13 protein-coding genes are annotated in these 12496 nt (G+C 61.3%); 1 reads left to right on the forward strand and 12 read right to left on the reverse strand.

What is annotated here, in order from left to right; translation table 11 throughout:
• Positions 1-17 precede the first annotated feature (17 nt).
• The 12 genes from NQ490_RS03415 to NQ490_RS03470 form a co-directional block, all read right to left on the reverse strand.
• Positions 18-1799, reverse strand: a complete 1782-nt coding sequence (locus tag NQ490_RS03415; RefSeq protein WP_007047440.1) for a hypothetical protein — start codon at positions 1797-1799, stop codon at positions 18-20.
• An 8-nt stretch (positions 1800-1807) separates the two neighbouring features.
• A complete protein-coding gene (locus NQ490_RS03420; protein ID WP_007047441.1) occupies positions 1808-2548 on the reverse strand; it encodes an ABC transporter ATP-binding protein in 741 nt (246 codons plus the stop codon).
• A gap of 13 nt (positions 2549-2561) precedes the next feature.
• A complete protein-coding gene (locus NQ490_RS03425) occupies positions 2562-3362 on the reverse strand; it encodes an ABC transporter permease (RefSeq protein ID WP_007047442.1) in 801 nt (266 codons plus the stop codon).
• 22 nt (positions 3363-3384) lie between these two features.
• Entirely contained in the window at positions 3385-4626 is a 1242-nt protein-coding gene (locus NQ490_RS03430; protein ID WP_007047443.1) for a 5-bromo-4-chloroindolyl phosphate hydrolysis family protein, read from the reverse strand.
• A gap of 17 nt (positions 4627-4643) precedes the next feature.
• A complete protein-coding gene (locus tag NQ490_RS03435) occupies positions 4644-5807 on the reverse strand; it encodes a GDSL-type esterase/lipase family protein (RefSeq protein WP_050764702.1) in 1164 nt (387 codons plus the stop codon).
• Between the two features lie 118 nt (positions 5808-5925).
• Entirely contained in the window at positions 5926-6690 is a 765-nt protein-coding gene (locus NQ490_RS03440; RefSeq protein ID WP_084759132.1) for an SDR family NAD(P)-dependent oxidoreductase, read from the reverse strand.
• Between the two features lie 69 nt (positions 6691-6759).
• Positions 6760-7698: a TPM domain-containing protein gene (locus NQ490_RS03445; protein ID WP_259951575.1), complete on the reverse strand. Its 939-nt coding sequence runs from the start codon at positions 7696-7698 to the stop codon at positions 6760-6762.
• Positions 7699-7710: 12 nt separating this feature from the next.
• Positions 7711-8385: a LemA family protein gene (locus tag NQ490_RS03450; protein ID WP_007047447.1), complete on the reverse strand. Its 675-nt coding sequence runs from the start codon at positions 8383-8385 to the stop codon at positions 7711-7713.
• A 35-nt stretch (positions 8386-8420) separates the two neighbouring features.
• Positions 8421-9602: a toxic anion resistance protein gene (locus tag NQ490_RS03455; protein WP_007047448.1), complete on the reverse strand. Its 1182-nt coding sequence runs from the start codon at positions 9600-9602 to the stop codon at positions 8421-8423.
• Positions 9603-9631: 29 nt separating this feature from the next.
• A complete protein-coding gene (locus NQ490_RS03460; RefSeq protein ID WP_007047449.1) occupies positions 9632-10261 on the reverse strand; it encodes a 5-bromo-4-chloroindolyl phosphate hydrolysis family protein in 630 nt (209 codons plus the stop codon).
• 55 nt (positions 10262-10316) lie between these two features.
• Positions 10317-10847, reverse strand: coding sequence for a DNA-deoxyinosine glycosylase (locus tag NQ490_RS03465; protein WP_007047450.1), 531 nt, complete (start codon positions 10845-10847; stop codon positions 10317-10319).
• A 1-nt stretch (position 10848) separates the two neighbouring features.
• Positions 10849-11655: an HAD family hydrolase gene (locus tag NQ490_RS03470; RefSeq protein WP_007047451.1), complete on the reverse strand. Its 807-nt coding sequence runs from the start codon at positions 11653-11655 to the stop codon at positions 10849-10851.
• A 78-nt stretch (positions 11656-11733) separates the two neighbouring features.
• On the opposite strand from NQ490_RS03470, the gene NQ490_RS03475 reads away from it, so the two are divergent.
• Positions 11734-12450 carry a hypothetical protein gene (locus NQ490_RS03475; RefSeq protein ID WP_007047452.1) on the forward strand — a complete coding sequence of 239 codons (717 nt, stop codon included), beginning with the start codon at positions 11734-11736 and terminating at the stop codon, positions 12448-12450.
• The last annotated feature ends 46 nt before the right edge of the window (positions 12451-12496 follow it).

Here is a 12496-nt window from a genome sequence, read left to right on the forward strand (position 1 = left end):
GCACTCTCCTGTTGCCTTTATTCCAGCGGGATGTAGTAGATCATACCGCTGGCGTGTTCGATCACATCATCCCGGCTGCAGCCCGCCGCTGTAATCAGGTCATTCAGCGTCTGCTGCTGGTCCTCCACGGCGTAGCCGTCCAGATTCAGATAGATGCCCGCCACCCCCTGGGCGCGCAGTTCCTTCACCATCTCCTCAGGCGGCAGCTCGCTGGTTTGCTGATACCACACATCATTCTCGGTTCCATAGCCTGCACCGTAGCTGAAATGCAGCTTGTCGCTGTGCAGCGGGGCGCGCAGCTGGGTGTAGTCCCACATATTGTTGAGAGAACCGTTTTCAAAATTCTTCATATAGGGCAGCTGGAAGATCACGTCGTTTTCCTGGGTGACAGCCTCCACTTCGTCCATAAACGCCTGGTCCTGATACCACATGGTCTGGACTTCCTCATACTTGGGCACAAAAAGTCCCTGCTGTTCCCAGTATCCGTAAGCCAGCACCAGCGCCAGCACCACCGCAAACACCTGTTTGCGGCGACCTGCATGATTCCGCAGATAGCGCTCGGCCCACAGGCCTGCCGCCAGCAGCGCGAAGAAAGCAATGTAGGGGCTGATGCGGTTATACCCGCGGATATACCGCACCAGAATGCCGATCAGACCGCCGAAGCTGGCAATGGATGCCAGCAGCAGCGCCGCCACATTCAGCCGTCCCAGCAGCCACAGGCGGTCCCCCAGCTGCGGCTTGTCGGTTTTCCCGGCCTGCCAGGGGCGGGTATGGAACAGAAGCACCAGCAGCACCAGGAACCCCACGATGCCCACAATGCCCAGATAGCCGTAGGCATTTTCGTTGTACATGGGGCCTTCATCGGTGGCCAGCAGATGGAAGTACTGCTTGAGCCACTTGGCCAGCTTGTCCCAGCCGTACCCGTTGGGAGAAAGGAGCAGGCTGCTGATGCGCAGGCTGTAGATATCGGCGCCGATGGGGCTGCGGTAGACACCGTTGGTCAGCGTACTGCCCACCCCTGCGATCATTCCCAGCACCATGGGGAAGAAGTCGGGGATCATCCAGGCGACGATCTCCCCGATGGTGAGCAGACAGGGCACACCGGCCGACAGTTTGCGGTCCCGCAGGATCAGGCAGAGTGCCGTGATACAGAGGAAGAAGCAGGTGAAATACGGGTAATAGGCCGCGCCATTGTTGGCGATACCCCAGGCAAAGGCGATGGCCAGCCAGTTGCGGGGACGGCGGAAAAATCCCTTGCCGGGGCGCCCGAAGGTGGGATCTTCGGCGCACCAGAGGCAGAGCAGCACCGAGAAAGGCACAAATTCCACAGCCGCCAGCATCATATGGCCAGCCAAGCGCTGCTGCACATAGGGGCAGAGCCCGAAGGTCAGCCCGAACGCAAAGGAAAGCCAGCGGCGCATGCCGGTCATACGGAAAACCGCATACCCGGCCAGGGCGTTGGCAAAGGGGATGACCAGTACATAGAGGTTGAAAACGATGCCGGTATCCCTGGTAAACAGACCCACAAAGGCCACGAAGGCATCGTAGATCAGATCATAATTGGGTTCATAGGGGCTGGGCGGCTGGTAGAACGGCCAGCCCAGAGAGCCGGTCAGTTCCCCGTAGCTGCGCTGGACCTGCCCGACCCAATAGATGCCGTCGCCGCCGTAGAGCATGGGCACCCGCCAGTCCAGCCGCCATAGCTGGAAGCAGAAATATTCGGTGGCCGCCACTGCGGCCACCAACAACAGGACGGTCAGAACTTCCCGCCACAAATTTTGCTTTTTGTTCAGTGTCATAGAACTCCTTATTCGCCCCGCTGCATGGCCGCCACATAGGCGTCGCAGACTTCCTCCGCCGGGCCGTCCCCCCGCAGATGGCCGTGGTCGATCCAGATGGCACGCTTGCACAGCTGCTTGACCTGGTTGATGTCGTGACTGACGAAGAGCAGCGTCGTGCCGCCGGAGAGCATCTTTTCCATACGCTGGTGGCATTTTTGCTGGAACATGAAGTCCCCCACCGAGAGGATCTCGTCACAGGCCAGAATTTCTGCCTCTACCTCGGTGGCGATGGAAAAGCCCAGGCGGGCGATCATACCGCTGGAGTAGTTTTTCACCGGCACATCCACAAAGTCCCACAGTTCAGCAAAATCAATGATGTTTTTGAAATGTTCCTCCATGTAGTCCCGGTCGTGGCCCAGCACCGCACCGTTGAGGAAAACGTTTTCCCGCGCGGTGAGTTCCAGGTCAAAGCCGGCACCCAGTTCGATGAGGGGCGCGATTTCACCGTTGACCCGCACCGTGCCCCGGGTGGGATACATGACCCCGGCAATGAGCTTGAGCATCGTGCTTTTGCCGCTGCCGTTGCGGCCGATGAGGGCCACCGATTCCCCCTGCTCGATGGAAAAGGAAACATTCTGCAGGGCGTAAAATTCGTTGAAAAAGAGTTGGTGTTTGAGCAGCTTGACGGCGTACTCCTTCAGCGTCTCGGTTTTTTCCTGCGCGAGGTTGAAACGCATCGAGACATCTTGCACCTGAATGATGGGCATAACGGGCGGCTCCTTACAGATACAGAATAAAGTTGCGCTGCAGCTTGCGGAAGGCCGCGAGCCCCAGCACCATCATGACCACTGCGCAGGCGATGCAGGCAAACCAGGTATTGGGCCCCGGCACAAAGCCGTACATGACCAGGCAGCGCAGACAGTTGATGTAATGATACAGCGGGTTCAGTTTGACGATCTGCTGCATAAAGCCCGGCAGCTGGGACAGCGGATAGAACAGCGGCGTTGCGTACATCCAGGCCATGGTCAGAATGCCGTAGAGATACTGCAGATCCCGGAAATACACCGCAAGGGCCGACAGCAGCAGCGCCATGCCGCAGCAGAATAGGAAGAGCAGCACCAGCGGCGCCCAGACCAGCAGCAGCGTGGGATAAATCGGCGAACGGGTGATGAGCATGACCAGCACAATGGCCGCCAGACTGAACAGCAGGTTCACGAAGCTGGACACCACCCGGCTGATGGGGAAAATAAACTTGGGCACGTAGACCTTTTTGATGAGGGAGGAGTTGCCCAGCACACTGCCCATGCCCATGTTGGTGCTCTCGTTGAAGAAGTTGAACAGGGTATTGCCGCAGATCAGATACAGCGGATAGTTGGGAATGTCAAAGCGGAACATGTACGAAAAGACCAGCGTCTGGAGCAGCATCATAAGCAGCGGGTTGAGGATGCTCCACACATACCCCAGGAAACTGCGGCGATATTTGACCTTGAGGTCACGGGTGACCAGTTCCCGGATCAGCGGGCGGTATTTTTTGAAGTGGCCCCAGCTGGTGCGCAGCTGGCCTTCGGGTTGGTGTTGCATGGGTTTGGTTCTCTCCCCTGTTTTACAGTTTGAACGGCGTGTCCCCGGTCAATCCGTCGGCACGCAGCATATTTTCCATCACGTCGATGTCGGCGCTCACATCCAGCGCATCCTCCTGGAACAGGTTGTCCAGCTGCGCTTCAAAGGCATGGACCAGCGTGTCCATCGTCTGCTCGATGCGGCGCTTGGACTCGGTGATGTTTTCCCCTTCCACGCCCTGGGCCTCCAGCTCCGCATAGGTCTGAAGCAGCTTGAGGGAGGTGGGCAGGTAATAATCCAGAAACTTGCGCATTCTCGGCAGCTTGTCGGGATCGGACTTGGCCTGCTCAAAGATTTTGGCCGAAACCGCCTCCAGGCGGCTGATCTTGTCGCTCATCTCCTCATCGGGGATGGCGTCGTTGACACTGCGTAGTTCGTCCAGAATCTCCTGGTACCGGTCCTTCTGCGGGGCAGGTTCGTCCGGGGCCGGCTCCGGCGCGGGGGCGGGATCGGGCGCTTTGCCCTCCACCACCAGGCAGCGGCGGCGCATATCCAGATAGGCCTCGGGGCCGAAAACGCCGTCATCAATGCAGTTTTCCAGATGTTTGCAGCACTTTTCATAGCTGCAGGGAATGGAGGCCGCAATATCCGCAATGGCCATGTACTTGGCATCGCCGACAATGTTGTCGATCTTTTTGCGCATACGGCGATTGGTGCGCACGATATGCGCCCCCGCCAGGCAGCCGATGCCACCGGTCAGCATCATGAGCACCGGTATGGATTCCTCCAGCAGCCATCCCCAGTAGCTGCCGCCTTCCGCCAGTGCGTCGGGCAGCCAGAACAGCGCGTCGGGCAAAGCCAGCAGACTCACCGCCGTCAGCGCGATGCCCGCGATGAGCAGACCCGTGGGCAGACCTTTGCCCTCGGTGTTCTTTTTCTTGGACTTGCTGCGCCGTTTTGCTGTCTTGCGCTGGGGAGCACGCTCCGCCTGGGGCTGGGCATACACCGGATTCACGTTCCAGGACCCTTCCCGGCTTTGTTTGCGGGCCGCCTGCTCAAAGCCGCCCAGCTTGCCGTTGCGCATGGCCGCATTGAGGCCGATAAAGATGAACCCCAGCGGCCACCACACCACAAACCCGATGACGATGACCCACCAGGGAAACTGGAACGGGCCATCGCCGGGATGGTATTCTTCACGGTTGTAGCGATTCTGGTACCGGTTGCCGCTGCCACTGTACGGGTGACTGGGATCGGTATACCGGGGTTGTTCCTCCTGCTTGGGCATGGTTTTTCCTCTCTCTGTTAAGGAATATCGGCCAGCAGCTGTTTGATGTCGTCACTGAGGTAGTAGGTGCTGCCGGCCTGGTAGGGATTGTTCTTGTTGTACGGCACATGGGTGCACAGATAGCTGACCCACTTGTTGTAACCCGAGACCGTCAGGTGCACGCCGTCGGGCTGGGCATAGTCACTGAGCAGGTAGCCTTCCTCGTCCCGGAATTCCGCGTTGAGGTCCAGGAAATAGCAGCCCTTTTCAACACACATACTCTCCAGCGATGCGTTGATCGTGGCCAGCCGGTCGGGTGCCAGACCCGGCGCATCTTTTTCCACCTTTTCCTTGGTGGCCGCCAGGATGGACTGCACATAGAACGCCGTGTTCGGCAAGGCCGTGCGCAGATCGTCCAGCATCTTGGCGTAATAGTTCAGAAAGCTCTCGTCGTTGCCGGTGCTCACCAGTGCATTGGTACCGATGAGGATATACAGCTTGGCAGGCTGGGCATTGCTCAGCACATCCATGGCGATTTCCTCGCCCCGGTCAGGGTTGTCCACCGTGGTGCGGTTGACGATGCTGTTGGGGCTGATGCCCTCATAACCGCAGATCAGGGCGCCACCTACATCGATGTTGTATTCATTCACACAGAAGCCCGCGGTCAGCGAATCTCCCAGGAACGCCGCATCGGCAAACCAGGAGGTATCCACCCGGCCGAATTCCGGCAGTGCTGTGGGGGCCGCCGGCACGGCAGTATAGGTGTAGCCGTTTTCTTCGCTCTGCTGGACAGGCCCCACCGTGCCCCAGTTCAGCGTCTGGGCCGTCGAGGGATCCGACGTCCCGCCGCTGCCGCCATAGGGAAGCGGTGCCACCAGCTGGGCGCTGCCGGTGGGGGCGGACTCCACGATGTCCGTTTCTCCGGTTACGCTCTTGGGCAGCAGCAGTGTGATGATGCCGGACAGCACAAGAATGCCCCCCACCGTTCCCACCAGAAAAGTACGGCGACGACGACGGCGGCGTTCCCGGCGGCGGCGTGCCAGGGCGCGCTGCTGTTCCGGCGTCAGCGGCACACGTCCGCCCGGCTGCCCGCCCGCAGGACGCGGCGGCTCAGGATGGGCCCAGCCTTCCTGCCAGGTATATTCATTCTGCATCCGGGACCGACGTGGACGGTCGGAACCGGGTCGTTGCGGGGTCGGCATAGACGCCCCTCCCTTCTCCGCAGGAAAAAATGCATGGAATCAGTGGTATTATAGCACATTTCTGCCGATAAAAACAGGGGCAATCGCAAGATTTTCCCCGTACGCCGCTGCAGGCGGCTCAGCCGTTCAGCTTTCTCTTTTGCTGGCGGGCCGTCAGACGGATGAGCGCTCCCACCGGGACCAGCCGGCTCAGCGCCATGGCAGCGGCCATCCACCGCCCCGGCACGATGATCGTTTTGCGGTGGCGGATGCCCGCCAGCGCGCACCGCACACAGTCAGCGGCCGAAATACCCGGCAGGGCAAACTGTACCTGGGCCACAGCATTGAACTCGGTATCCACCGGGCCCGGGCAGAGGCAGCCCACATACACCGGGCTGCCAGCGGCGCGCAGTTCTGCCGCCACCGCCCGGCTCAGGCTGACTACATAGGATTTGGTGGCATAGTAGGTGGCCATATAAGGACCTGCCGGCAGCAGCCCGGCGCTGGAGCCCACATTGAGCAGCGCGCCGCTCCCTTGGCGTTGCATCTTCTGGACCATGCGTTTGGTCAGAATGTGCACCGCACGGACATTGACCTCCAGCATATTCAGTTCCCGATCCAGATCGATGGAAGAAAACGGTCCGCAGGCACCGAATCCGGCGTTGTTGACAAACAGATCCACCCGGCGCCATTCGAGGGCCTGCACAAGACGGTCACACTCCTCCGTCCGGGACAAGTCGGCGGGAAAAATTTCACACCGGGTGGGCATCGTGTCGGCCAGCGCCTGCATCCGGTCGGCCCGTCGGGCCACCAACAGCAGTTCGTACCCCTGAGCCGCCAGCTGACGGGCAAATTCCGCGCCCAGACCGGAACTGGCCCCGGTAATGACAGCAAACAAAGACATAAGGGAGTTCTCCTTTTCATACAAAAAGCGGCCCGCCAAAGGCGGGCCGCCTGGTCACGCAAAGATTGCTCAATGGCGGCGTCCCACACCGCCGCCGCGGCTGGAGCCACCGCCAGGGCGGAAACCACCGCCGGGACGGCCTGCGCCGCCAAACCCACCGCGGGGAGGACGGGGCGCACCGCCGAATCCGCCGGGACGAGGGCCGCCCGGGCGAGGACCGCCATAGCCGCCGGGGCCCGGACCGAAGCCGGGCGGTGGAGGCGGCGGACGGCGGGGACGCCGTGGCCGGGAGGCAAGGCCCAGGCCGTACCAGAACAGCCCGTTGCCGAACCCGCCGCCGCGCGGAGGCCGCGGGCCGGGGCCACGGGGCCGGGTAAAGCTGCCCAGCAGCGCGATCATCAGCAGCACCGCCACGATGATCAGCACCACCGCCATGGGGCTGATGCCACCCCGGTCAGAGGGAGCCGCCGGGGCCTGGGCAGCATTGTCCAGCGTGGACACGGGGATGCCGTAGATTGTGCAGAGTTCCTCGGCAATGGCCCGTACCGTCTTCTGGGTACCGGCATCGTAATCCTGTTCCACCCAGCTGGGTTCCAGATCCTCGTCCAGAATGGTCCCCAGCTTGCTGATGGTCAGCTGAGCTTCCAGACCGGCACCGCGGGTAACATAGTAGTCATCCTCCCCCGGCACCAGCAGCAGCAAAACGCCGTTGTCCTTGTCAGCCGAACCCAGCCCCCAGGTGTTGAGGACATCGTAGGCATAGCCCTCCATGGTGGAGTTGCCGATATATTCCGTTGTATATACCCCGATCTGGGCCCCGCAGGTATTCTGCAGAGCTACCGAAAGGTCCCCCACGTAGGCTTCCGTCTCGGTGGAGAGGATGCCGGCGTAGTCATTGACCGCCTGATTCGGGTCCAGCTCAGGGGCCGCCTGTACGGTGATGGCGCCTGCCCCCAGCAGGCAGAACACCGCCGCGGCTGCCGCGGTGCGGCGAATCCGTTTGTTCATTTTCCGTTTCCTTTATCCGTTTCCGGTCATGCCGACGGCAACATCCGCCGGGGCAAAGGTCTGCAGCGGTCCGGCGTTCCACAAGCCGGCCAGCACATTGGCCGGGAAAGCCGAAACCGTCGCGTTGTAGTCTTCCGCTTTTGTATTATAGTCGGCCGCAGCGCGCTCAATCGTGGCCTGGGCCGAGGTAAAGCTGTCGTGCAGGTCATCCAGCTGGCCCTTCGCCTTGCTGTCGGCCACATCCGAAGCTGCAGTGTACACAAGATCCACCGCCCCCGAAAGTGCCGTATTCAGTTGGTACTGAACGGCGGGTCGGGCGGCATCTGCCTCGGCGTTCCAGCTATCCAGCGCCGCCTGGGCCGCCTGGACATCCGCGTCCTGCTCCCCCAGCACATTGCCGGCCACCCGGATCAGACTGGCCGCCGCATCGGCCTGGGCGGCGAAATCGCCCTGGATGCTGTGGCCGTATTCATCCTGCTGTGCCGAATAGATCCGTGCCGTGCTGCTGCGCACGCCTTTGAGCCGTGCCCCGCCAATGCCGAACACCGACACCAGCGCCAGCGCCACCAGCGCCAGCGCAGCCACCGGACGTTTGCGGGCGGGCGGCGGCAGTCTGGACTCCACCTCGCCGAAAACTTCCAGCTGCGGGCCGTGAATTACAAAAGTTTCCTGTTGTTCCAGCTGCATGACAGTTCCTCTGTTGTCCCTTTACCGGCCGGAAATCAGTTGTTGATCTCCAGCAGTTTGGCGCGCAGCTCGCCCTCGATGCGGCCCAGTTCCTGTTCAGCGGTCGCACGCTTGGCCTTGCCGTCGGCGCGGATCTTGTTCAGTTCGTCCAGCGTCTCGATGAGCTGCTTGTTGGTCTGCTGCAGCGTCTCGATGTCCACAATGCCGCGCTCGGACTCCTTGGCAATGTCGATGGTGCCCTGCTTGAGGGTCGCCGCATTGCGCTTGAGCAGTTCGTTGGTGGCATCGGTGACGGCCCGCTCCGCCTTCATGGCCTCCTGGCTGTGGGCAATGCCCAAGGCCAGCACCATCTGGTTCTTCCAAAGCGGGATGGTATTCACAATGGTGGTCTGGATCTTTTCCGCCATCATTGTGTCGTTGGACTGGATCAGCCGGATCTGCGGGCCCATCTGGATGGACACATTCCGGGTCAGCTCCAGGTCATAGAGCTTTTTCTCAAACCGGTCGCAGAGATCCGCCAGATCCCGGGCCGCCTGGGCGTCCTCCGGCAGCTGGGTGCGCTGGGCTTTCTCCTGCGCTTCCTTCAGTTCCCCGGCGCGGACGGCCGCCAGCTTCTTCTTGCCGGCCAGGATATACATGGTCAGTTCCTTGAAGTAGACAAGGTTCAGCTGGTACATCTTGTCCAGCATGGTGATGTCCTTCATCAAAGTGACCTGGTGGTCCTCCAGCTGGGCACGGATACGCTCCACATTCTTGTCGGCGCTTTCGTACCGGGTTTTCAGCTGCTCAATGTTGTTGCTGGCTTTCTTGAACAGCCCGAAAATGCCCTTGGGCTGCTCCGCCTTGGCGTCAAATCCCTGCAGTTCGGCAATCAGGCTGGTGATCAGGTCGCCGGTCTCCCCCATGTCCTTGGTCTTCACCCGGGAGAGCGCCGTCTCGGAGAAATCACTGAGTTTCTTCTGGCTGGCGGCACCATACTGCAGAACCATCTGGGAGTTGGTGATGTCAATTTTCTCGGCGAAATCATCCACCATCTTCTGTTCTTCAGGGCTCAGGGGGGTATCCTCCACCTGAACAGGTTCCGCCTTCTTGGCTTCCTCCACCGCTTTTTCCTCCGCCAGCGGGTCCAGTGTCAGGCTCGGCGCGGGCGCCGCGTCCAGCGTCAGCGAGGGGGCGGCAGGCACGTTCAGGTCCAATTCCTTGTTCAGGTCAGCCATGTGAGGGTCCTTCCTTTCTCGTCTTTTCGTTATTTCGTCAGGTTCTGGCTCTTCAGAATGCTGTCCAGGACCTCAATGTCTGTGGAGATATCCAGCGCTTCCGCACTGTACAGGGCGTCCAGCTGGTTTTCAAACGCGGTGGCTGTCGTCTCGGCATTTTGCCGCAGCTCCCGCAGGATCTGGGCAGCGTTTTCTCCCTTTACGCCATTCTTTTCCAGATTGGCGTAAGCGCTCATCAGTTTGACCACTTCCGGCAGATAATACCGCGCAAACCGGTCGATCTGCCGCGCCTTGTCGGGGGCACCTTCCACCACCGCCGCAATGCTGCGGCCGGCCTTTTCCATCCGGTCCATGGCATGGGAAAGCTGGGTATCGGGGATGGCCTCATTCAGCGCATGGAGCGCATCCAGATTGGCGGCAATGCCGTTGAGCATGGCATCCACATCCTCGCTACCGGTGGCATAGGGTACCAGCCTGCGCACCACCCGCATGGGGCAGAACCGACGGGCCACCCCATACACCACGGCACTGCAGACCGCTACGATCACCAGATTGCCCAGCGTGTAGGGCGGGAATACCAGCGACGCCACCGGCCAGGTCAATGCCGCCAGATACAGCGGCAGAACCGGCCGGACCTGCTTTTCTTCCCACTTGCTCATGGCATATCCTCCCGATGGAATATTAGACTTATTATAGACCAAAAACAGGGGCGTTTCAACCGTCCCCCTGTAAAAAAGGTGTGAGCGCCGTGCCCCACACCGCCCGCAGTTTTTCCATCGACCAGGCCGCGTTGGCGGGACTGGTGCTGGGCAGCACCGTGGCAGACAGACCGGTCAGCGGCTGGGCATACCGGGCATAGACCCGCCCCGAAGCCGCCCCGTTGCAGAATACGGCCTGCACCCCCAGTCGCCGGATCAGTGCCGCTACATCGTTGGGCTGCACATTGCGGATGGAAGCGTCCGACGCACCACGGATGTCACAGGCGCCGATGGTGTCCCACACCGCCAGTCCGTGGCGCAGAATGATCTGCTTTTTCGCCTCGATGTCCGCCCAGTCGGGCACCGGCTCCCCGGTGAGGGAGGCCAGCAGCGGCCAGAACCGATTCTGGGGATGCCCGTAAAAAAAGCCCTGTTCCCTGCTTTTGGGACTGGGGAAACTGCCCAGGATCAGCGCCCCCGCCCGTTCTCCGTGCAGGGGCGGCAGGCCCGGTCCCACATGGGTGTAGGCCGCTTTGGTGACAGCCATCTCAGAACGCCTCCGGCCAGAGTTCGCGGCAAAGATCCGCCACCCCGTGGGGTCCGGCATCGGGACCGATGCGGTCCGCGGCGGCTTTAGCAGCCTCACTGCCGTTGGCCATGGCAATGCCCAGCCCTGCAGCGGCAAGCATCGGCACATCGTTGTCGCCGTCCCCCACCGCCACACATTCCTCAGGCGTCAGTCCTGCCACGCCTGCCATCTCGCAAAGTCCGCGGCCCTTGTCCACATCGGCCTGGGTGATATCACAGCCGTCGCTGCCCGGGTAGGAGTAGAGGAACTGCAGCCCCAGGTATCCGTATTTTTCCTGAAACTGCGCCGCGCGCTCCCGCGGTACAAAGCCGAAGGCTCCAAAGGGCATTTCCACCAGGTGATGATCCTGGTCCTCTCCGTCCACAATATGATTGTGCAGATTCTTGGCTTTTTCCCGGCGGACAAACTCCTCATAGCCGATATAGGCATAGTTGGCATCGTGGAAGGTGAACCGCAGCGGCAGTTCGTAGTCCTCAAAAAAATCCACCAGGGCGTACATTTCCTCATTGGTCAGCCGGTGCAGCGCCAGTTCGTTGCCTTTTCCGTCCAGCAGCTGGCCGCCTCCCGAGCAAACCCAGTAATCCGGCCGCACCGACCGCAGCAGTCCCTTGCCCACACCGGCACGTCCCCGCCCTGTGGCAATGGCAATTTTTACGCCCAGACGCTGTACGGCGTTGACCGCCTCGGCGTTTTCCCGCGGGATGCGCTCACAGCTGTCGGGACGCAGCGTTCCGTCTATATCCAAAAGCAGCAGCTTGTATTTCATGAAAATTCCCTCCTGTGGGGTATTATAGCAAAGTATACCGCTTTCCCGCAAGGCATATTGTAAACGGGGGTGATCTGCATGCACGGTGGTCTGGAGCTGGGACGTCCGCAGCGGCGCAGCCGCTGGCTGGGGGTGGCCGCGATCGTTCTGGCGTTGGTTGGTCTGTGGGCAGCTATGCCCTATCTCCTTGCCGTGCTGCCCGCCGGGCTTACCCGCTGCCGGGAGACAATCGGCGACTGGGTACTGCCCCATTATACCGAGGAACTGACCGCGCTGGAGCAGCAGAACGCCGCGCTGCACCGTCAGCTGGCCCGGGCTGAAGAGGCCATCGCGGAAAACGAAGCCATGCGAGAACTGCTGGGCTGTTCCCTGCCGGAAGGGAACTGGCAGCCCGCCCGGGTGGCGGCACGGCGCAGCGACCGCGCCACCCTGGCCTGCACAGCCCGCGAGGGAGCCGATGTGCTGGACGCCCAGGGGCGCTATGCCGGGCAGGTGGTGGAAGGATCCGGCGACGGCACCTGCGTTTTTGCCTATGCCGGCAGTGACGGGGCAGCCTGTGCGGGATTGTGCGGCACGGCAGCCGGACTGCTGGAACGGCAGAGTCAGTGGGTGCTGACGGGGCTTCCGGCGGACTGCGGCCTGGCGGCAGGCAGCGTGGTGACGACGCCGGGCGGCTGCTGGCTGGGCACGCTGGCCGAAGCACCCCGACCGGAGGCTGATGGGCTGACGGCTCGGGCGGCACTGACCGACACCGCCGATCTGAACAGCACCGTATTTTTTGTAAAAATTGAGTGAGCAATTGCTATTTCGACAGAAATCGCCTATACTAAGAGCAGGAAAG

Source organism: Subdoligranulum variabile, assembly GCF_025152575.1.
In the GTDB taxonomy this organism is placed as follows: domain Bacteria; phylum Bacillota; class Clostridia; order Oscillospirales; family Ruminococcaceae; genus Gemmiger; species Gemmiger variabilis.

Coding starts and splice junctions, on each gene's coding strand:
- NQ490_RS03415 (WP_007047440.1), bottom strand. CDS start 1,799: ATGACACTGAACAAAAAGCAAAATTTGTGGCGGGAAGTTCTGACCGTC.
- NQ490_RS03420 (WP_007047441.1), bottom strand. CDS start 2,548: ATGCCCATCATTCAGGTGCAAGATGTCTCGATGCGTTTCAACCTCGCG.
- NQ490_RS03425 (WP_007047442.1), bottom strand. CDS start 3,362: ATGCAACACCAACCCGAAGGCCAGCTGCGCACCAGCTGGGGCCACTTC.
- NQ490_RS03430 (WP_007047443.1), bottom strand. CDS start 4,626: ATGCCCAAGCAGGAGGAACAACCCCGGTATACCGATCCCAGTCACCCG.
- NQ490_RS03435 (WP_050764702.1), bottom strand. CDS start 5,807: ATGCCGACCCCGCAACGACCCGGTTCCGACCGTCCACGTCGGTCCCGG.
- NQ490_RS03440 (WP_084759132.1), bottom strand. CDS start 6,690: ATGTCTTTGTTTGCTGTCATTACCGGGGCCAGTTCCGGTCTGGGCGCG.
- NQ490_RS03445 (WP_259951575.1), bottom strand. CDS start 7,698: ATGAACAAACGGATTCGCCGCACCGCGGCAGCCGCGGCGGTGTTCTGC.
- NQ490_RS03450 (WP_007047447.1), bottom strand. CDS start 8,385: ATGCAGCTGGAACAACAGGAAACTTTTGTAATTCACGGCCCGCAGCTG.
- NQ490_RS03455 (WP_007047448.1), bottom strand. CDS start 9,602: ATGGCTGACCTGAACAAGGAATTGGACCTGAACGTGCCTGCCGCCCCC.
- NQ490_RS03460 (WP_007047449.1), bottom strand. CDS start 10,261: ATGAGCAAGTGGGAAGAAAAGCAGGTCCGGCCGGTTCTGCCGCTGTAT.
- NQ490_RS03465 (WP_007047450.1), bottom strand. CDS start 10,847: ATGGCTGTCACCAAAGCGGCCTACACCCATGTGGGACCGGGCCTGCCG.
- NQ490_RS03470 (WP_007047451.1), bottom strand. CDS start 11,655: ATGAAATACAAGCTGCTGCTTTTGGATATAGACGGAACGCTGCGTCCC.
- NQ490_RS03475 (WP_007047452.1), top strand. CDS start 11,734: ATGCACGGTGGTCTGGAGCTGGGACGTCCGCAGCGGCGCAGCCGCTGG.